At 62.7% G+C, this 19,020-nt stretch carries 16 protein-coding genes; 9 read left to right on the forward strand and 7 right to left on the reverse strand.

Features of this window, described 5'->3' with window-relative positions:
- Positions 1 to 345 precede the first annotated feature (345 nt).
- Both metK and ahcY read left to right on the forward strand, forming a co-directional pair.
- The gene (gene metK / locus CABTHER_RS02805; RefSeq protein WP_014099061.1) at positions 346 to 1,494 is read left to right on the forward strand and encodes a methionine adenosyltransferase; all 1,149 of its coding nucleotides are present in this window, start codon (positions 346 to 348) and stop codon (positions 1,492 to 1,494) included.
- A 118-nt stretch (positions 1,495 to 1,612) separates the two neighbouring features.
- Positions 1,613 to 2,896, forward strand: coding sequence for an adenosylhomocysteinase (gene ahcY / locus CABTHER_RS02810; protein WP_014099062.1), 1,284 nt, complete (start codon positions 1,613 to 1,615; stop codon positions 2,894 to 2,896).
- 47 nt (positions 2,897 to 2,943) lie between these two features.
- On the opposite strand, the gene CABTHER_RS02815 is transcribed toward ahcY, so the two are convergent.
- The 4 genes from CABTHER_RS02815 to CABTHER_RS02830 all read right to left on the reverse strand — a co-directional run bounded on the left by CABTHER_RS02815 (position 2,944) and on the right by CABTHER_RS02830 (position 6,830).
- On the reverse strand, positions 2,944 to 4,020 hold the full coding sequence (locus tag CABTHER_RS02815; protein ID WP_014099063.1) for a hypothetical protein: 1,077 nt from the start codon (positions 4,018 to 4,020) through the stop codon (positions 2,944 to 2,946).
- A complete protein-coding gene (locus tag CABTHER_RS02820; RefSeq protein ID WP_014099064.1) occupies positions 4,020 to 4,466 on the reverse strand; it encodes an ATP-binding protein in 447 nt (148 codons plus the stop codon). The genes CABTHER_RS02815 and CABTHER_RS02820 overlap by 1 nt, the downstream gene beginning before the upstream one ends.
- 87 nt (positions 4,467 to 4,553) lie before the next feature.
- A complete protein-coding gene (locus CABTHER_RS02825) occupies positions 4,554 to 5,348 on the reverse strand; it encodes an ABC transporter ATP-binding protein (protein ID WP_014099065.1) in 795 nt (264 codons plus the stop codon).
- 12 nt (positions 5,349 to 5,360) lie between these two features.
- Positions 5,361 to 6,830, reverse strand: coding sequence for an HlyD family secretion protein (locus CABTHER_RS02830; protein ID WP_014099066.1), 1,470 nt, complete (start codon positions 6,828 to 6,830; stop codon positions 5,361 to 5,363).
- A 266-nt stretch (positions 6,831 to 7,096) separates the two neighbouring features.
- Between CABTHER_RS02830 and CABTHER_RS02835 the strand changes: the two genes are divergently transcribed.
- From CABTHER_RS02835 to rpoZ, 4 genes are all read left to right on the forward strand, one after another.
- Complete coding sequence (locus tag CABTHER_RS02835) at positions 7,097 to 8,458, forward strand: amidohydrolase family protein (protein ID WP_014099067.1); 1,362 nt, start codon at positions 7,097 to 7,099, stop codon at positions 8,456 to 8,458.
- A gap of 137 nt (positions 8,459 to 8,595) precedes the next feature.
- Positions 8,596 to 9,477 (forward strand): YicC/YloC family endoribonuclease, encoded by an 882-nt coding sequence (locus CABTHER_RS02840; protein WP_014099068.1) that lies wholly within the window; start codon positions 8,596 to 8,598, stop codon positions 9,475 to 9,477.
- Positions 9,467 to 10,141 carry a guanylate kinase gene (gene gmk / locus CABTHER_RS02845; protein ID WP_148263911.1) on the forward strand — a complete coding sequence of 225 codons (675 nt, stop codon included), beginning with the start codon at positions 9,467 to 9,469 and terminating at the stop codon, positions 10,139 to 10,141. The genes CABTHER_RS02840 and gmk overlap by 11 nt, the downstream gene beginning before the upstream one ends.
- Positions 10,138 to 10,404 carry a DNA-directed RNA polymerase subunit omega gene (gene rpoZ / locus CABTHER_RS02850; protein ID WP_014099070.1) on the forward strand — a complete coding sequence of 89 codons (267 nt, stop codon included), beginning with the start codon at positions 10,138 to 10,140 and terminating at the stop codon, positions 10,402 to 10,404. Before gmk ends, rpoZ begins: the two co-directional genes overlap by 4 nt.
- Positions 10,405 to 11,654: 1,250 nt before the next feature.
- Here rpoZ and CABTHER_RS02860 read toward each other — a convergent pair.
- Together CABTHER_RS02860 and CABTHER_RS02865 are read right to left on the reverse strand one after the other, a co-directional pair.
- Entirely contained in the window at positions 11,655 to 13,583 is a 1,929-nt protein-coding gene (locus CABTHER_RS02860) for an amidohydrolase (RefSeq protein WP_187288401.1), read from the reverse strand.
- A 26-nt stretch (positions 13,584 to 13,609) separates the two neighbouring features.
- On the reverse strand, positions 13,610 to 14,953 hold the full coding sequence (locus tag CABTHER_RS02865; RefSeq protein WP_014099073.1) for an MFS transporter: 1,344 nt from the start codon (positions 14,951 to 14,953) through the stop codon (positions 13,610 to 13,612).
- Between the two features lie 165 nt (positions 14,954 to 15,118).
- Between CABTHER_RS02865 and ygfZ the strand changes: the two genes are divergently transcribed.
- Together ygfZ and CABTHER_RS02875 are read left to right on the forward strand one after the other, a co-directional pair.
- Positions 15,119 to 16,237, forward strand: coding sequence for a CAF17-like 4Fe-4S cluster assembly/insertion protein YgfZ (gene ygfZ / locus CABTHER_RS02870; RefSeq protein WP_014099074.1), 1,119 nt, complete (start codon positions 15,119 to 15,121; stop codon positions 16,235 to 16,237).
- Positions 16,234 to 16,599: a hypothetical protein gene (locus CABTHER_RS02875; RefSeq protein ID WP_148263912.1), complete on the forward strand. Its 366-nt coding sequence runs from the start codon at positions 16,234 to 16,236 to the stop codon at positions 16,597 to 16,599. The genes ygfZ and CABTHER_RS02875 overlap by 4 nt, the downstream gene beginning before the upstream one ends.
- Before the next feature lie 41 nt (positions 16,600 to 16,640).
- Here the strand turns inward: CABTHER_RS02875 and mqnE are convergent, their stop codons facing one another.
- Positions 16,641 to 17,750 carry an aminofutalosine synthase MqnE gene (gene mqnE, locus CABTHER_RS02880; RefSeq protein ID WP_014099076.1) on the reverse strand — a complete coding sequence of 370 codons (1,110 nt, stop codon included), beginning with the start codon at positions 17,748 to 17,750 and terminating at the stop codon, positions 16,641 to 16,643.
- Between the two features lie 207 nt (positions 17,751 to 17,957).
- On the opposite strand from mqnE, the gene CABTHER_RS15365 reads away from it, so the two are divergent.
- Positions 17,958 to 18,989 carry a hypothetical protein gene (locus tag CABTHER_RS15365; protein ID WP_014099077.1) on the forward strand — a complete coding sequence of 344 codons (1,032 nt, stop codon included), beginning with the start codon at positions 17,958 to 17,960 and terminating at the stop codon, positions 18,987 to 18,989.
- Positions 18,990 to 19,020 lie beyond the last annotated feature (31 nt).

Below are 19,020 nucleotides of genomic sequence, written 5' to 3' on the forward strand. Positions count from 1 at the left end.
CAGGACCAGTCGGCAGGTCAAAGGTGGACATTCGTTGGCACCTGGCTGGCTGCGTGTCTGCGCACGCGATTGCCGAACGGGCAAATACCGGCGGGAGGCATGGCTGGGGGGCTTCTCCAGCCCGGTTTCCATTCAGTAAGGTGGAGGTGTCGTCAGGCGGGCGGCGGGTTGGCCGTTTTTGTTTCACATGTTACGCTTGCCGACTTTGGACAACACTCAGCCCGATTTTCAACGATGGTTTTTGGCTGCATGCATCTGGACGGTTGGCGATTGGCTTCGGGCATCGGCCTGGCGCTGGATGGTGTGGCGCGTATCCAAAACCGCGCATTTGTGGAGGGGTAGGCTTTGAACAACGGCAACTTTCTTTTTTCCTCTGAATCCGTGACGGAAGGGCATCCCGACAAAATGGCCGACCAGATTTCGGATGCCATTCTCGATGAGGTGCTCCGCCGCGATCCCCAGGGGCGGGTGGCTTGTGAAACCTTGCTGGCGACGGGACTGGTGGTGATCGCTGGTGAAATCACCACGACCGCGCACGTGGACTTCCCGACGGTAGCGCGGGAGGTCGTCCGGCGGATTGGTTACGACAATGCCGAGTATGGCTTCGATGCCAAGACCTGTTCGGTCATTTCCACCATCAATGCGCAGTCACCGGACATTGCCATGGGCGTGGATACCGGCGGGGCCGGCGACCAAGGGTTGATGTTCGGCTTTGCCTGCACAGAAACGCCCGAACTCATGCCGCTGCCGATTCAACTGGCGCACCGGCTGACAAAGCGCCTGGCGCAGGTGCGCCGTGACGGTACACTGGAGTACCTGCGGCCGGATGGCAAAGCCCAAGTGTCAGTCGAGTACCGGGACGGCAAACCACACCGTGTCGCGGCTGTGGTCGTTTCAACTCAGCACGCCGAATCGGTCAAGTCCGATGAACTCCGGCGGGACATTGAGCGCCATGTCATCCGCCACGTCATCACCAACGGCATGCTCGACGCCGATACCAAGCTGCACATCAATCCCACCGGGCGGTTTGTCATTGGCGGTCCTATGGGCGATACAGGGCTGACCGGGCGCAAAATCATCGTGGATACCTATGGCGGCTATGCCCCGCACGGCGGCGGCGCGTTTTCGGGCAAGGACCCGACGAAGGTGGACCGGTCGGCGGCCTACATGGCGCGCTACATCGCCAAGAACGTCGTGGCGGCCGGACTGGCTGACCGCTGCCAGGTGCAGTTGGCCTATGCCATCGGCGTTGCCGAGCCGGTCTCGATTTATGTCGAAACCTTCGGCACCGGAAAGATTCGCCCGGAAACCATTGTTGAACTCATCCGCGCGCACTTTTCCCTGACGCCCCGTGGCATCATTGAAACCCTCGATCTGCGCCGTCCCATTTACTCTCCAACGGCGGCTTACGGTCACTTCGGCCGCAATGAAGAGAGTTTCACCTGGGAGCGGACCGACAAAGCCGAGGTGCTGCGCAAGGAAGCCGGACTGTGAGTTGCCTGCCCGTGTGTGGTCTGCAAGTCGTTGGCGGCCGGGCCCGGCTCCGTGGGGTGTCCGGCTGTGAAGGGGCTGCCAGGGTTTTTTCCTTATTCCAATCCGAGGACATCATCGAATGAGTACCAGTGTCGCACAAGTCAAACACTATGACGTGGCCGATTTGGCGCTGGCGCCTCTGGGGCGCAAGCGTATTGAATGGGCCGACCGTGAAATGCCCGTCTTGCGGCTGATTCGGGAGCGGTTTGCCAAGGAGCGCCCACTTGAAGGGTTGCGGCTGGTTGCCTGCTGCCACGTGACGACGGAAACCGCCAATCTGGCCCGGACCCTTCAGGCGGGCGGGGCTGAAGCCGTTTTGATTGCCTCCAATCCGCTTTCAACGCAGGACGATGTGGCGGCCTCGCTGGTGGCCGACTTCGGCATCCCGGTATTTGCCCGCAAGGGGGAATCCACCGACGACTACCGCAAGCACGTGCTGCTGGCGCTTGACACCAACCCCCATCTCATCATTGATGATGGCGGGGATGTCGTCTCGACACTGGTCAAAGAGCGAAGCGATCTGGTGCCCAACGTTCTGGGCAGTACCGAAGAAACGACCACCGGGATTCAGCGTCTCAAGGCCATGCAGGCCAGCGGCGTTCTGCCGTTTCCGGTCATTGCCGTCAACGACGCCCAGACCAAGCACATGTTCGACAACCGCTACGGCACGGGGCAATCCACGCTCGATGGCGTAATCCGTGCCACGAACCTGCTTATGGCCGGGCGGACTCTGGTTGTCGTCGGTTATGGCTGGTGCGGCAAGGGCGTGGCCATGCGCGGGCGCGGGTTGGGCGCCAACGTCATTGTGTGTGAAGTCAATCCCATCCGGGCGATTGAAGCCGTCATGGATGGCTTTCGGGTCATGCCCATTGCCGAAGCCGCTACGCAGGGGGATGTGTTCATCACTGTCACCGGCAACCGCCATGTCATTGACCGCCAGCACTTTGCCGTCATGAAAGACGGGGCAATCGTCTGCAACTCCGGCCACTTCGACCTGGAACTGAACCTGGTTGCCCTCAGGGAAATGGCGCGTGAGGTACGTGATGTGCGCCCGTTCGTACAGGAATACGAGCTGGCCGAGACCGGCCGCCGCGTCATCGTTCTGGGCGAGGGACGGCTCATCAACCTTGCCGCCGCCGAAGGCCATCCGGCAAGCGTGATGGATATGAGCTTTGCCAATCAGGCGCTGTCCGCCGAATATCTCAAAAAGCACGCGGGAAGCCTCGAAAAAACCATTCACCGCCTGCCCGAAGAGGTGGACCTGGAGATTGCCTCCCTCAAGCTTGAAGCCATGGGCGTCCGCATTGATACGCTTACGGCCGAGATGGTCGAATACATCAACAGTTGGGAACACGGCACGTAAGCCGGCGTAAGCCGACGCCTGCCGGGGCCGCCGTCCCTTCTTCCGGTTCAGGAGGGGACGGCGGCCGTTTCTGTTGGTGGTGATGTGACTCGCGGTGGCACCGGGCGGTGGGTGGTGGGACGTGGCGCTACGCCGGTAGTGCTTTCGAGCCGCGCGCCGAGCAGTTCGAGGTCATAGCCTTCCCGGCGTACCCGCATGTCGAAATACAGCAGGCAGTAGGCAATGGTCGCCATGGGCAGGGTCAGCAGCTTGCCAAGCTGGTCGGCCACATTGAAGGCCAGGATGAACCACGTCGGCGTACGGGTCAGGTCCTCGAAATCGCCATTGAGAATGACATAGATGAGAAACGGAATGCCGATAGCCGAGATGGCGGATGAGGCAATGGCTAAGTCAAAGAGCGTAATCTGGACAACCCGCCAGATGGTCCCCCGGGCCAGTTGCAGGGCGCGAACGATGCTGTCCCACGTCGCGCGGCCCTCAATCATGACCACGCTGGGGATGAGCGCAACCTGCGCCACAGCGGCACAATACGCGACAAAGCCCAAGGCAATCAGGACAAACAGCAAGAGGGTGAAAAGTCCGCCGGCGAGAACGGACGGGAGATACCTAAACAGCAGGAGTACCACGGCCAGGGCTATCCAGACGACGAATATCCCAACGAAGAACAGGCCCGAGATCACCATTCCAAACAGGATATACCCGATAAGTTGCGTCAGAATGAGCGGCCACAGGCGGCCGCGGACCATGCGCCAGGTGCGCCAGAAGCCAATTGGCACGTCGAGCATGACGAAATCGGCCACTGTCCGGGTCAGCCCGCCGGTAATGAGCATCAGCAGCAGTGGGCTGATCAGGTAGGTCAGGGAGTAACCAAGGGTCATTCCCAGGATCATGACAGGCAGTGTGGCGGCCGATTCCCGCAGCCCGGTGAAGGTGTAGGCGAGCAGGAGCGTTCCGGTGCAACTGGTCACGACCGGGATGGCCGCCAGCGCCAGCAGGGGTGCAAAGTTGTGCCGGTAGATGTGAACCGCACGGTCAATGAGATCGCCGGTGGAGAGAGGCTCAAGATCGGCGAGTTGGTGCAGGCTCGGCAGTTCGGACGACCGACCGGGAGACGGCGTACCCATTATCGTTCCGCCTTTTTCTTCATCCGCACCTGATTCCCACGGGCGTTGTACTCGACCTCATCCATGATGTGGTAGATGAGCATGACGCCGCGCCCACAGGTACGCATCAGACAACTCGGATCGGTGGGGTCAGGCAGGGCATTGAGGTCGAAGCCGTCACCTTCGTCGGTAATGGTGAAGGTAACTTCGTCGTTCGCAAACTCGACGACCACGTGAACCTGCTTGGTCGGGTCCTCGTGGTTGCCATGCTTGATGGCGTTGGCAATGGCTTCGTCCAGCGCGAGGATGATGTTGGAGTTCGGTTCGGCAATGCCGCGGGCTTCGAGCAGGCTCATCAACTCATGCAACAGCTCGTGCATGCGCGGGATGACACTGGGAATGACGAACTCCAGGCGGTCAAGCTGCGGGGCCGGGGTGGCGGTCCGGTCGGCAGAGTGTCCTCCCATGGGGCCAGGCAAGTCCTTCGGTCTGGAATCGAGGTGGCATGCTTGGACAGGCTAGCACAGCTTGCCGCACCGCGCCTATGCCAAGCATCACACGGGCTGGGCCTGTTCGGCCAGGGCCGGCACCCGGCGCTCATTCCGGGTGTCTGTGGCGATGCGTCCGTCGCGGATGGTCAGAACCCGGTGGGCATGGGCGGCAATGTCGGGTTCGTGTGTCACCACGACAATGGTGTTGCCGCGTTCGTGCAGGACATCGAGCAGCGCCATGATTTCCCGGCTCGTGGCCGAGTCGAGGTTGCCGGTTGGCTCATCCGCCAGAATGATGGAGGGATTGTTGACCAGGGCCCGCGCAATGGCGACCCGTTGCCGTTGTCCGCCGGAGAGTTCATTGGGACGGTGGTGCATACGGTGCGCCAGGTCAACCTGTTCAAGCGCCCGCTTGGCGCGTTGCAGCCGTTCCGCCGCCGGCACGCCGCTGTAGATGAGTGGCAGTTCGACATTGTGCAGAGCCGTGGCGCGTGGCAGCAGGTTGAAGGTCTGGAAGACGAACCCGATTTCCTGATTGCGCACCCGGGCCAGTTCATCATCGTTCATGGCCGAAACGAGTTTGCCGTTGAGCCAGTACTCGCCCTTGGTCGGCGTGTCGAGGCAGCCGATGATGTTCATCAGGGTGGTTTTGCCTGACCCGGACGGCCCGATAATGGCAATGTACTCGTTACGCTGAATGGTAAAACTCACTCCGTGCAGCGCGTGGATGATCTCATCGCCCATCCGGTAGGTTTTCCATACGTCTTTGGTTTCAATGAGTGGGGCTGACAATGGTGTGGACTGTGGGCGGAGGGCGGTGGCCGGTGCCGTTTCAACTGACAGAGTGGTGCTTTCCATGGGATTTCCGCTTTATCCTTTGCCTTGGTTGGTCGTTTCCGCCTTGGCGTCGCGGGTGATAGCTGTTCCCGGACGGAGCGTGCGAAGCAGGCGGTAGGGGCCGGTCACGACCAACTGCCCTTCTGACAGGCCTTCGACAACTTCGATGTCCGTCTCACCCAGAATCCCCGTCCTGACGGGCACAAACTTGGCCTTGCCACCTTCCTCGACAAATACACCGGAGACCTCGTTGCGCCTGGCCGGCTTTCTGTCGCCTTCACTGCCGGCAGGGGAAGGCGTTGAAGCCGGGGGCGTCTGAGACATCTCGGACAGGTCGCGGCTGACCAGGGCTTGCAGCGGAATGACGAGAACGTTGTGTCGGGTGTCCGTGGTGATGACGGCCGTGGCCGACATGCCGGGACGGAGCCGCGCCCGGTCTTTTTCAGACGGTTCAAGGCGGATTTTGACCTTGAAGTTCTTGGCCTCTTGGGAAGTCGTGTTGGCCGCAATCGTCTGCCCAGAGCGGGTCACGGCGCTTTGCCCGACTTCGGCCACCCGGCCGGGAATCTCGGTGTCGCCCAAAGAGTCCACCTTGACCTTGGCTGGCTGTCCAATCCGAACGTTGGCAATGTCGGTTTCGTCCACCTGGACTTCGACGTTGATTTCCGACATGTCGGCAATCGTCATCAGGGGCGTGGTATTGAAGTTGGCAACGGCAAATTCGCCAACCCGCACAGGCAGGCTCGACACCACGCCATCAATGGGCGATTTGCGAACGGTCTGGTCGAGGAAATACTGCGCGTTTGTCAACTGCGCCTGGGCAGCTTTGACGCGCTGCCAGGCCGACTTGCTGGATTCTTCAGCCCGCTGAACGGCAATTTCGGCGTCCTTGACAACCTGCCGGAGGCGTTCGATCTGAACGAGCTGGGCGTCGTAGGCGGCCTTGGCGACCTCGTAGTTGGCCTGCGCCGTGTCAAACTCGGCGCGTGACACCACGCCTGCCTCAAGCAACTCGGTGGTGCGCTGCAACTGAACCTTCTGCAAGTCGAGCTGGGCTTTGAGCCGGTTGAGATCAGTTTCGGCCGCAATGAGCTGTGCCTTGTTCTGGGTGACGAGATTGCGGGCGCTCAGAACCTGGGTCTCAGTGGCGCGGGCATCCTGCTCGGCTGCGCGATAGTTGGCCTCGGCGCTCTGCTGCGAGGTCAACTGCTGGGTGGGGTCCACCTTGACCAAGGGTTGCCCTTTGCGAACCAGATCGCCCTCTTTGACAAAAATATCCGTCACGCGCCCCGGAACTTCGGCCGTGAGGTTGTACAGCGCCACCGGACGCACCTCGCCGGAAGCCGAGACTTTGGCCTCAAGCAGCTCGCGCCGTTTGACCGGCTCAATCTGGACGCTCAGCGCATCGGTCCGCCGCGTCAGGAGGCTGGCCGCGACGATTCCGGCGATGAGCAGGGTCACGCCGCCAACGATGAAAAGTTTTTTGGTTCGACTCAGTGCCATAAATGTGGGAGCCTCAGACCCCTGCCAGGTTGGAAGATATTGGCTATGCACCGGGCTGGAATGTAACGCGGATGTTTACGCCGCAGGGGTACGGAGAGTTTCATGAAAAAAATGCACCGTCGGGCAGAGGTGGGGCAGAAGTCAGGTCGAAATGCTGCGCCGGGGCAGTTTTTTTAAACCGCCTTGGGCATGATAATCCGTCGGACAGACAGGCTGTGTGTGGCGGCATACTTTGATGCCGGTGACTTCATTCCGGGCAGGCGCACATGACAGTTCTTTACACAGCCCAGTGGGTGCTTCCGGTGGCCACACCACCAGTTCAGGATGGGGCCGTTGCCGTCGCCGATGGGCGCATCGTGGCCGTGGGGCCCGAAGCCGAAGTGCGTGCCCGCCTGGCGCGCCTGGGGACGCTCGAAACCGTGGCCCTGGGGCGCGCGGCCCTGTGCCCCGGTTTTGTCAATGTCCACAGCCACCTGGAGTTGACGGCGCTCCGCGGCCGCCTGGAAGACCTGTCGTTTTTCGACTGGATTCGGACCCTGACCCGTCTGCGCGGTGAGCAGATGGCGGTTGCAGATTTGGAAGTCTCGGCGCAGTGGGGCGTTGTCGAAGCGGCCCGGGCCGGCATCACGACCCTGGCCGATACGGAAACTTCCGGCGCGGGTTTTCGCGCCCTGTGCCAGGGCGGACTGCGCGGCATCGCCTATCAGGAAGTCTTCGGCCCTGACCCGATGCAGGCCAAAAAAAGTCTCACCGGCCTCAAGCGGCGGCTGGAAGCCCTGCGCCCGGCGGAAACTAACCTGGTGCGGCTCGGCATCTCTCCCCACGCCGTTTATTCCGTGTCGTCCCTGCTGTTCCGGCTCGTCATCGAATACGCCGAACGGCAGGCGCTTCCGGTGGCGATTCACTGTGCCGAATCCCAGGCCGAGGATGATTTTCTGCGGAGCGGACAGGGACCCTTCGCGCAGTTTCTGCGGGAGCGCGGCATTGCCTGGACGCCGCCCCGGGTGTCAACCATCCGGTATCTCAGCGACCTGAATGTGCTGCGGGTCAAGCCACTGCTCATTCACGCCGTACGCGCCACGGAAGAGGACATCGGCCTGCTGACCTTCCACGGCGCCAGCGTGGCTCACTGCCCAAAATCCAATGCCAAGTTCGGGCACGGCATCGCTCCGGTCAGCCGGATGCGCCAGCGGGGCGTGCGCGTCGGGTTGGGCACGGACAGCGTGGCCTCCAACAATGTCTGCGACCTGCTCGATGAAGGGCGGTTCGCCCAGCTTCTCAGCCGCGCCACCCAGGGCGACGGTCAACTGCTGCCGGCGGCCGCCCTGCTCCAGTGGATGACGCTGGATGGCGCGTGCGCCCTTGGGCTGGATGACCGCATCGGCACGCTCGAAGTCGGCAAGGAGGCCGACCTTGTGGGGATTTCCCTCGCCAGCCCCCATCTCGAACCGGTGTATGACCCGGTGGCGGCGCTTGTGACGGCGGCCACCGGACGGGATGTGGTGCTGACGGTCGTCCGGGGGCGGGTGATTTACGACGGTCAGCGGGTGCTGACCCTGGACGAAGAACCGCTCCGCGAGCGCCTACGGGAGCTTGCCCGGCGGCTGGGTACGGTTCACGGAACGTGAGGGGCGTTACCGGAAGAGGTCAGTCCGGTGCTGCTGGGCCGGTGATGTCCGGGAACACCGGGTTTTGGTATAGTGCGCCCTTTTACAACACCACAGTTCGGCTGCCAGCCTGCGGAGACACGAAAGGATACCGGCCGATGAACAGCATGACCGGCTTTGGCCGCGCCAGCCTTACCACCGATGAGTTCTCCCTGACGGTCGAGCTGCGGACGGTCAACAACCGGTTTCTCGATATTCAGGTGCGGTTGCCCTCCGAGTTGGCGGCGGCTGAAGTGCCGTTGCGCAAGCTTATCCAGGCGCGGTTGCAACGGGGGCGGGTTGAAGTCACAGTGAGTCTGGTTCAGCAGCGCCCGGTGACGTTTCAAGTCAACCTGCCGCTCGTGCAGGGCTATGTGGCGGCGCTCCGGCAGGCGCAGGCGGCAACCGGCGTGTCCGGGGACTTTGACCTCAGTCTGATTGCACGGCTGCCCGGTGCGATCCAGCCGGTCACGGAGACCGATGCCGCCTTTGCCGCGCGCCTTGCGGAAGGGTTGCTGACCGCAGCCGGACAGGCCCTCGACGCCCTGACAGCGATGCGCCGGACGGAAGGCGCGGCCCTGGCGCAGGAGATTGCCGCCCGACTGGAACAGATTGCCGCGCGCATTCCCGAAATCGAAGCGGCGGCGGCGCTGGTGTTCGAGAACCAGCGCGCCCGGCTGGAGCGCCGGATGCAGGCCCTGCTCCGTGACCTCGGCAGCCTGGATGAGGCGCGCCTGGCGCAGGAAGCCGCCTATGCCGCAGAACGCTGTGACATTACAGAAGAAGTCGCCCGTTTGCAGAGCCACGTGGCGCAGATGCGTGACCTGCTCATCAGTGAAGCGCCCGGAGTTGGCAAGGCAATGGATTTTCTCTTACAGGAAATGAACCGCGAAGTGAATACGATGCTGTCCAAAACCAGTGACACCACGGTTCACGACGTGGCGCTTTTTATCAAGACCGAAGTCGAGAAAATCAAGGAGCAAGCCCAGAATGTCGAGTGACCAGCCGCATCCTCTTCGCCGCGGCATGCTGGTGGTGGTTTCCTCGCCGTCAGGGGGAGGGAAATCCACGCTCCTGAGTCGTCTGCTGAAGTCAGTGGACAATCTCTACTATTCGGTTTCCTACACCACACGCCCGCCACGTCCCGGCGAACGGCACGGCGAGCACTACTACTTTGTCTCGCCGGACGACTTCGAGCGCATGCGCGAGCACGGGGAGTTCCTGGAATCAGCGCTGGTGCACGGTCACTTTTACGGTACGCACCGGAAGTTCGTCGAAACGCGCCTGGAACAGGGCCACGATCTCATTCTCGACATTGATGTGCAGGGCGCGGAAAGCGTGGCCAACATCATGCCGGAAGCGACCCGGATTTTCATCATGCCACCCAGTTATGAGGTGCTGCGCCAGCGGCTCTGCGCCCGTGGGAGTGACCACCCACAGACGATTGCCCGGCGGCTGCGCAATGCCACGCAGGAAGTACGGCGTTTTCGGGAGTTTCACTATGTTATCGTCAATGATGACCTGGAACGCGCGCTCCACTCGCTCATCTGCATCATTACGGCGGAGCGTGAGCGCTGGCGCCTGTCAGAAAAATGGCTCGAAGCCATTGTGGACACGTTTGATGCTGAATCTTTGCCACTGGAAGGAGAGACACCCAAGTTATGACGACGCCGACAACGACCAGTGAAAAGGAAACCAAGGAAGGCCGCATCTACCGCTTTCCCGACAGCAAGTACCGCCTGATTCTGGTGGCGGCGGCACGCAGCAAGCAGCTTCAAAAGGGACATGAGCCGCGGCTGCGCTCCACCAGCCACAAGCCAACTCGCATTGCGCTGGAAGAAGTCAGCCGGGGTTTGGTGCCCTTTGAGGTCCTTCCGCCGCGCGAGTCCAAAATTCCTCACCATGAGGATGGCATTATCAGCGTCTGAAGCCGATGACCTGTCTTACGCCGTGGCCGCAACTGGTGACAGAAGACCGGGTGGCGGTTCCGGCGTACTCCCCCCAAGCCGATGTCGGTACATCTACCCCCGGATGACGACCGGAACTTTTCCGTGGTGGAGCGTCCTTACTTCGCCGAACTTCTGTGAATGAACGTCCACCGGTTGGTCAACTCCGAAGCGTGACCACGGCGCCGATGGAGAGTTTGCCCGGACCAACCGGCGGTACTGCCAAATCTATGCGAATGATAGCCAGCCGCACCGAAGACGCCTGGCATGGGCTGCGTCAGCCGGGCGCTTACGAGTGGTGGTATTTCGATGCCCTGTCTGAGGACCGCGAGTATGGGCTGGTGGCCATCTGGTTCTGTGGCATTCCTTTTTCGCCCGACTACAACGCCCACTTCGAGGCTTACGAACGTGGGCGCGCCCTGCCGCCCGACCCGTGTGATTACGCGGCCTTTTCCTTTGCACTCTATCACCGTGGGCGGCCGATTGCCTACGCGCTCGTCGAGTACGACACGTTTACGGCCTCGACAACCCGGCCGATGGTCTGCACCGGGCGCAACCTGTTGACCTACGACCCGGCAACGGCGACCTATCACCTGAATGTGGATGTGGATTTGACCGAAGTCACCACGCCCATTCCGGTCGCCATCGGCCGCCGGCTGACCGGGACGTTCCGCTTTCGCAATCTGAATGAACACTGGCTTTCCCCGGAGGTGGTGGCTTCCAGCCGGGGACTGATGGAGCAGGCGCTGGGGACGCACACCTGGAATCTGGTCGCTCCGGTCTGTGCAACGCAGGGTGCGCTGGAAATCACCGGAGCGGACGGGCGGTGTGAGCGGCGCGTGGCTTTTGTTGGGCGTGGCTACCACGACCACAACTATGATCCCGTTCCGATGTCGCGCGCCATCAACCGCTGGCACTGGGGACGCTGCTGGCGCGGCGACCGCATGCTGATTTACTACCGCAACGAACCGCTGCCCGGACAGCCCGGCGCATTTTCCTTCGGAGCCGTTTTTGACGGCGAGCGCCCGGAACTCGTCACCGACGCCATCGAGGTGACGTTCGAGGCCCAGCGGCGCAACTGGCTGGGGCTGAAGTATCCGCATCGCCTGCACGTGACGCTCCCAGCGACCGGCGAAACCTGGACCATTCGCCAGCAGCACATGGTGGATTCCGGGCCCTTCTACATCCGCTTTCTCAGCGGGGCAGGCCCGGATGATGACGCCCATGGCGTTTCAGAAACGCTCGATGGCCGAAGGCTGCGGTGGCGGCTGTTTCGCCCCATGATCAATACCCGCATCCAGCGGCCGCCCAGCCGCGCCAACCTGCTTCCGGCACCAGTTGTGCGGTTGGGGCGCACGGCGCTTACCTGGCTGGTTTCCTGAGCCTGTCCCGGCCGGGGCGCTGTTGCCGGTTGTGGGTTCCTGAGCGCGGAACACGACCTCGCCGCCGATGATGGTCATCAGGCAGCGTGCCCGGAGGATGTCCGTTTCCGGGATGGTGAGCAGGTCAGCGGAAAGAACGGTGAAGTCCGCGCGCTTGCCGACGGCTATCGTGCCGGCAAGGTCTTCTTCAAAGGCCGCATAAGCTGGCCAGAGGGTCAGCATTTTCAACGCTTCCAGGCGGCTGACCGCCTGCTCTGGATGCCATCCCGCACCGGAAAACCCGGTCAGGTCTTTCCGTGTCACAGCCGCATAAAACTCGATGAGGGGTTCACCGCGTTCAACAGGTGCATCCGAGCCACCGGCAATGATGGCTTTGCCATCGAGCAGCGCCCGCCAGGCATAGGCTCCGGCGAGGCGTTCCAGTCCCAGCCGGCGCGGGGCAAAGTGCAGGTCACTGATGGCGTGCGAGGGCTGCATGGACGCAATGACGCCGAGTTGGGCAAAGCGTGGGATGTCGGAAGGATGCAGAATCTGGGCATGCTCGATGCGCCAGCGCGGATCGCGCACCCGGCGCTGGGCTGGCGGCACTTCGGCGAACACCTGTTCGTAAATGTCCAGCACCTGACGGTTGGCCCGATCCCCAATGGCATGCGTCTGGATTTGAATGCCGGCGCGCAGCGCCTGCCGGCACAGGGCGCGCAGTTCGTCCGGTGGAGTGAGAAACAGACCTGTGGTGTCGGCGTCGGCGTAGGGGGCCAGCAGGGCCGCGCCACGTGACCCCAGCGCGCCGTCCATGTACGCCTTGATTGTCCGCATGGTGAAGCGTCCGTTGGCTTCGCCGATGATCGGGCCGCGCCGGAGCAGAGCGGCAACTTCCGCCGGACGGTTGGCCGCCGCGTTGTACACCCGCAGCTTGATAGCACCCGTGCGGCAGAGGCGGCGCAGCAGGTTCGTTTCCAGAAGGGAGCTGCCGGCGTTGTGAATGGTGCACCAGCCGAGCGACAGCTCGCGCTGCGCGCCGGCCATGGCCGCGCGCGCGTAGTCTTCGGGCGACAGGCGGGGCAGCAGCCGCCGGACGAGGTCCTGGGCGCGATCAATAAGCATCCCGGTTGGTTGGCCGGTTGTCGCGTCCCGCAGGATGTCGCCGCCGGGTGGGTTGGGCGTCTGTGCGTCAATCCCGGCCTGCCTGAGCGCCAGGGTGTTGACCACGCTGGCATGCCCGTCCGCCCGTACCAGAAACACCGGATGCTCCGGCGCGATGGCATCGAGTTCCGCAGCGGTCGGGAAGGTGGGCGGCGTCCAGAAGGTCTCAATCCAGCCGCGCCCGACGATCCATTCACCCTTGGGCGTCTGGGCAACGCGGGCGGCAACGGCGGCCAGAAAGGCGGCGCGGGTGTTGGTTCCTTCCAGATTCAGGGTCAGTTCGCGTTCGCCGATGCCAAACAGGTGGCAGTGGGCATCGGTGAAGCCGGGGTACATCACGGCTCCGGCCAGGTCCACAAGGCGCGTTCTGGGGCCACGGTAGGTAATGGCTTCGGCCGTGGACCCGACGAAAACGATACGCCCGCGCCGGACGGCAACGGCCTCGGCCCGGGGTTGCCGATCATCGAGGGTGTGCACGGTGCCGTTGATGAACAGGACATCGGCCGGCGGCGTCCGCCCCGGCGCGGCGGCGGACAATCCCAGCAGTATCCCCAGCAGCATCCCTGGCAGCCACCATCCGGTCGTCCGGTCGGTCGTCCAGCCGTACGTCATCCAGTGCGTCATCCAGTGCGTCATACGCAGCATTTCACTCCGGTGTGTTTTTATCCGTCATCCGGTCTGGCGGAGGGGAACGTCATCACCCGCCAGTTGAGAAAGGCCCAGGCGCTTGCCAGCGCCAGTCCCAGCCCGGCCAGACCGAACGCGGCAGTGACCCGCCACCAGTGCGCCAGGCTGCCGGCCAGCAGTCCCCCAATGGCCATTCCGCCCCGGAAACAGACCATGTAGAGGCTCACGGCCCGCCCCCGCATGTCATCCGCGACAACCTGCTGAAAACAGGTCGTCACCAGCGCGTAGGTGGCCACCAGAAGCGCCCCGCCAATGAACAGCCACAGACAGGCCAGCCAGAACCAGCCCGTGGCCGCCAGCAGCAGCATGCAGAGACCGAGCGCCGCCTGCGTCGCCAGAATCAACGGCAGGGACTGCGCTTTTTTGGCGACGGTGGCGACCACGATGGCGCCCGTCACTGCGCCCAGCCCTGAACAGGCTGCCAGCCGTGAAAACAGCACTTCATCCCCGTGCCAGATGATCCGGGTGTATTGCGGAAGCAGGGTTGGAACGGCAACGCCCAGGCTGGTCGTCAGGGTGGCCAGAAAGCACAGCCGTCGCCGCACTCTGTCGCCGAAGACATAGCGCATGCCGGTCGCAATTTCCTGCCGCCACGAGGGGCCGGGTGTCGCCGGTATCTGTTGTGGCGGGCAAATGGTGGCAAGGGCAGCCATCACGGCCAGAAACGACAGGGCGTTCAGGGCGAAACAGGTCGCCGCGCCAAAGCGCGCCAGGACCAATCCGGCAACCATCGGCCCGACAACCCGCGCCAGATTGAACTGGATGGCATTGCCGGCAATGGCCTGCGCGACAAACGGTTGCGGCACCAGGTTGGGAAGCAGCGCCAGATAGGCCGGCCCGCTCAGCGCCTGCGCCGTTCCGGTCAAAAAGGACAGCGCCAGGATCGCATATACGAGGGGCAGCCCCGTGGCAACGTGCAGCCCAACGAGCAGCGCCAGCGTCAGCGCGCTGGACATTTGCACCGCCTGGGAAAACAGGAGTAGCTTGCGGCGGTCGAATCGGTCAGCCACGGCGCCGCCCACCAGCGACAATCCCAGCATTGGTGCCATGCCCAGAAAGGCGTCGAGACCGAGATAAAATGGGCTGCCGGTAAGATCGAGGATGAGCCAGGCCTGGGCAACCTGCTGCACCCAGCTTCCGATGCTGGAAGTAAAAGCGCCGGCCCACTGAAGGCGGTAATCGCGGAAGGCAAAGGCGTGCAGCGCCTGGGGCAGCCAGGCTGGTATTCCGCTGGACGCGGGTGGACGGGTAGTTTGGTGCGGGTCTGAAAGTGAAGGTGTCGGGACGAGCGGCGGCGCTGCCGGTGGAAAACTTGGCATACTTCTATCGTGTGTCGGAGAGTCCCTTTCAGGCAAGAGCCGCGACAGGTGCCGTCCCGGCAGGGATGAAGACGACCGGACAACGCCGGATGGGTTTGCCTGGAGGGGACAGCGTGCGGCATGAACGACGCACAGCCTTTCGGAAAGGTCGTTGAATAAAGGGTTATGGAGTATCCGCTTGCGACACACCACGCGACACTTGGTGCCGTGCTGCGCCCTGAAGGTGACGGGTCCGTGCCGGCGCACTATGGCCGGTTGGCGGCCGAATATACGGCGCTGGTCAAGCACGCCGGGATCGTTGACCTCAGCGCGCGCGGCTGCTTTGCCGTTGGAGGCCGTGACCGGACAACGTTCATCAACGGCTGGGTCAGCCAGCATGTCAAGCCGCTCGTGCCGGGCACCGGGGTCACTGCTCTTTTTCTGACGCCCCAGGGACGGGTCATCGCGGATGTCACGCTGGACTGCCTGCCCGATGAGTTCTGGCTGACGACCGAGCCGGCTGCATCTGCCATCGTTCACAAAAAGTTGTCTCCGCTGGTGCGCGCCGGTGATTTCCGCTTGACTGACCTGCGCGCCACCCATGCTCTGCTTGGTCTCGTCGGGCCGGCTGCTCCGGCGCTGATCGAGTCGTTGACCGGCGCGCCGCTTGCCACTTGGCGCACCAGCCTGACGGTTGAAAAAGTCGGCGGTGGCACAGAATCCCTCCCGGTTTTTGCGCACGAGCGGCTGTGTATTGGCCATGCCGGCGTGCTGGTTGTGCAGCGTCCCCGCTACGGACAGCCGGCCTTTGATCTGTTCGTTCTCCACGAGGCAGCCGTGGAGGTCTGGACGCACCTGACCGGGGCCGGGGCTACGCCGGTCGGCTGGGATGCTCTGGAAGTGTGCCGCATCGAGCACGGCACCGGCCGTTTTGGGCAGGACTTTGACGAAACCACTCTCGCGCCCGAAGCCGGGCTGGGGCATGCCATCAGCTACACCAAGGGCTGCTATGTCGGGCAGGAAACCGTGGCCAAAATCCACTGGCGCGGCCATGACCAGACCGCGCGGCGGCTGACACCGCTGCGCATCGCCAGCGACACCGGTACGGACACCGCGCTGCCGGGGAAAGGCACGCCCATCCTTGCCGATGGAAAGGAAGTTGGACAGTTGACCAGCGTCGTCCGCCATCCCGTGACTCAGGAAGTGCTGGCGCTGGGGTATCTCCGTTCGGCGGTACTGGCACAACCCACGGCGCTTGTGGTGGATGGCCGTCCGGTTCACATCCGGGAAGGAGCGGCGGCGTGACCCAGCCTTCAGACGTGCCACCGATGGCGAGCAACCCGTCCGAAAGCGCATCTGCCCCGGCGCTCGACTGGGCGACGGCGGAAGATGCCTATCATCTGGTCAATGCGTTGCTGTTGCAGGTAACAGCGGCCAACGATCTCATCGTGTTGCTGGCCACCCTGCTTGGGGAAGCATCTCTCAAGCGCGTCGTGGAAACCCACCAGTGGGTGCAGTACCAGGCCAGCCGTCGGCACATGGAGTCCCTGCAAGCTGACCTGGAACGTTTTGCCGCCACGATGCAACGGCTGGCGGCAGCACAGCCCGACCGCCCTGCCGACTGCCCGGAAGAAGAAACCGGCGCGCCGCCCCACGATGCCACGTGAGGTGTCCGCGCCGGAAAATCCGCACCGGAAAAGCTGTGGGGTCAGACCAGAGCCGCTGTGGTTTCCCGAATGACGGGCTGGTAGAGCGTGTCGCGTTCGACCGGTTCAAAACCGGCGTCCCGAATAAGGGAAACGACTTCTTCACGGGTCGTCATGCAGCGGTCGCGTCCATCGGCTGAGTAGGTTGCCACCAGCGGGCCGCCGCCGGACACCGTGCCGTCGAGGTCATCCGCTCCGAAATGGAGCGCCATCTGCGCCGTCTGGCGTCCGAGCATGACCCAGTACGCTTTGATATGGTCAAAGTTGTCGAGCATCAGCCGGGAGACGGCAATGGTTTTGAGACTGTCCACGACGGTCGGCCCCGGCAGGTGAGCCAGTTCCGTATGTTCAGGATAAAACGCCAACGGGATGAAGCACTGAAAACCGCCGGTTTCATCCTGCAAATCGCGCAGCCGCAGCATGTGGTCCACGCGGTCGGCGTAGCTTTCAATGTGGCCGTAGAGCATGGTGGCGTTGGAGCGGATGCCTTTGCGGTGTACGGTCCGTGCCATGTCGAGCCACCGCTGGCTGTCGCACTTGTGACGGCAGATTTTTTCCCGTACGTGCTCGGCAAATATCTCCGCCCCACCGCCTGGGCAGGAATCCAGCCCGGCTTCGCGCAACCGCTCGATGACTTCTTCATCCGACAGCCGCGTGATGCGCTTGAAATGGTCAAGTTCGACCATGGTGAAGGCTTTGAGGTGAACGTTGGGGAAGGCGCTTTTCAGCCCGCGCAGCAAGTCAAGGTAGTAGTCGAACTTAAGCGTCGGATGCAGTCCACCGACAATGTGGACTTCCGTGATTCCGGCCTCATAGTAGGGACGGACTTCAGCAATGGCCTGCTCGATGGTGTAGGTGTAGGCTCCTTCCTGTCCAGGCTTGCGGTAAAACGAACAAAACGTGCAGTCCCAGTAGCAGACGTTCGTTGGGTTGAGGTGATGGTTGACGTTGTAGTAGGCCACATTGCCATGTCGTGCGCGGCGAACGGTGTGGGCCAGGTGGCCGAGCAGCGCAACCGACCGGGTTTCAAACAGGGCCACCCCGTCGTCGAAGGAAAGCCGCTCACCGGCTTGTACTTTCTCGGCAATGCGGAGAATGGGGTCACTGGTCATAAGTACAGGTCGAACGTGTGAAATGCACCAGACGGGGGTATGGCGATAGGGCATCTTAGCGACCGCCACCGGGTGCGGCAACGCGCCGTGGCGGGTACATTGACGCATCGAAAAACCCTGTGTTAACTTGCCTGCATATTCTTCCAGTCGCTACAGCCTCATCCACGACAGTTTTCTGTCACCTGTTTTGCTGAACCACCGTTGCTTATGCTGACCGGCTTCAATACCGACATCACCTACAACGGTGTTGTGTATCACGTACAGACCGAGGACAAAGGGCCGGCCAACCCGCTGATTCTGTCCCTTGTGTATGTTGGAGGGCAGATTCTGGCGTCGAAGCGCACCTACTACGTGAAGGAACTGGAAGAGGGGGTCACGCCGGCCGAGTTGCAGAAAAAGCTGGAGAAGCAGCACAAGGCCATCCTGGCGCTCATTGCGCGTGGGCGTGTGGAAGAGCTGATCAACAAGCGGGAGACCGCGGCCAACCGGTCTCCGGTAGAACCGCCGCCGCTGCCGCCGGCACCGCCGGCCCTTCCACCCCATCCTTCGGCTACGGAATCCCTTTCGCCTGCGTTGACCAAATCATTTTCTGAACGACCTCCGGCGCCAGTCACCGGCAGCCTTCCCCCGCCGCCGCCCCCGCCACCACCGATTCCGGGATTGACGCGGGTCACTTCGGCGCTCGATAGCGTGCTGGCCGGCATAAGTGACCCGCTGCACCGTGCGCCTTCCACACCGCCGCCCCCACCACACCCGGCCCCTTCATCCTCCGGTCCGGCGGTAACGACGATGCTCGGCAATCTCCTGCCGCCGCTTGGTCAACCGGGAGCTTCTTCTGATTGGTCGCCTTCGACGACCGGCGGAACGCCAAAGGCTTCGATTGACCTCAACAGCATGGTCAATCAGTACGTGGCCAGCAACCTGCAATCCGAAAAGCCAGTCATCACCCTGCTTGGCAACCCGGCGTTTTATGCTGGAGAGACGGTTGTTATCCAGGTGCATGTCACCCGTGGCGTCAACGGTCCTCCCATCCCCAATGCACCGGTCATCGTCAAGGTCTTCGGTACGCATGACCGTCCGCACCGCAGCTCAGCGTCAACGGGGCAGGATGGGACAGCGGTTTTGACCCTGACCCTGCCCAACATCCACGCTGGAACGGCGGCGGTGGTCATCAGCGTGATGACCGAGTCCGGCGAAGCCGAAGTCAAACACCTGATCCGGCGTCGCAAAATCGGCTGAACCCCGGCGTCTTTTCTGTTTTTCTGACTCC

This window comes from Chloracidobacterium thermophilum B (assembly GCF_000226295.1).
In the GTDB taxonomy this organism is placed as follows: domain Bacteria; phylum Acidobacteriota; class Blastocatellia; order Chloracidobacteriales; family Chloracidobacteriaceae; genus Chloracidobacterium; species Chloracidobacterium thermophilum.

What these genes read in the sequence shown, in the direction of transcription:
- gmk (WP_148263911.1), top strand. Translation starts at nt 9,467, where the DNA reads ATGTCGAGTGACCAGCCGCATCCTCTTCGCCGCGGCATGCTGGTGGTG.
- ahcY (WP_014099062.1), top strand. Translation starts at nt 1,613, where the DNA reads ATGAGTACCAGTGTCGCACAAGTCAAACACTATGACGTGGCCGATTTG.
- CABTHER_RS02865 (WP_014099073.1), bottom strand. Translation starts at nt 14,953, where the DNA reads ATGCCAAGTTTTCCACCGGCAGCGCCGCCGCTCGTCCCGACACCTTCA.
- CABTHER_RS02835 (WP_014099067.1), top strand. Translation starts at nt 7,097, where the DNA reads ATGACAGTTCTTTACACAGCCCAGTGGGTGCTTCCGGTGGCCACACCA.
- rpoZ (WP_014099070.1), top strand. Translation starts at nt 10,138, where the DNA reads ATGACGACGCCGACAACGACCAGTGAAAAGGAAACCAAGGAAGGCCGC.
- mqnE (WP_014099076.1), bottom strand. Translation starts at nt 17,750, where the DNA reads ATGACCAGTGACCCCATTCTCCGCATTGCCGAGAAAGTACAAGCCGGT.
- CABTHER_RS02820 (WP_014099064.1), bottom strand. Translation starts at nt 4,466, where the DNA reads ATGGGAGGACACTCTGCCGACCGGACCGCCACCCCGGCCCCGCAGCTT.
- CABTHER_RS02825 (WP_014099065.1), bottom strand. Translation starts at nt 5,348, where the DNA reads ATGGAAAGCACCACTCTGTCAGTTGAAACGGCACCGGCCACCGCCCTC.
- CABTHER_RS02830 (WP_014099066.1), bottom strand. Translation starts at nt 6,830, where the DNA reads ATGGCACTGAGTCGAACCAAAAAACTTTTCATCGTTGGCGGCGTGACC.
- CABTHER_RS02815 (WP_014099063.1), bottom strand. Translation starts at nt 4,020, where the DNA reads ATGGGTACGCCGTCTCCCGGTCGGTCGTCCGAACTGCCGAGCCTGCAC.
- CABTHER_RS02860 (WP_187288401.1), bottom strand. Translation starts at nt 13,583, where the DNA reads ATGACGCACTGGATGACGCACTGGATGACGTACGGCTGGACGACCGAC.
- CABTHER_RS15365 (WP_014099077.1), top strand. Translation starts at nt 17,958, where the DNA reads ATGCTGACCGGCTTCAATACCGACATCACCTACAACGGTGTTGTGTAT.
- ygfZ (WP_014099074.1), top strand. Translation starts at nt 15,119, where the DNA reads ATGGAGTATCCGCTTGCGACACACCACGCGACACTTGGTGCCGTGCTG.
- CABTHER_RS02840 (WP_014099068.1), top strand. Translation starts at nt 8,596, where the DNA reads ATGAACAGCATGACCGGCTTTGGCCGCGCCAGCCTTACCACCGATGAG.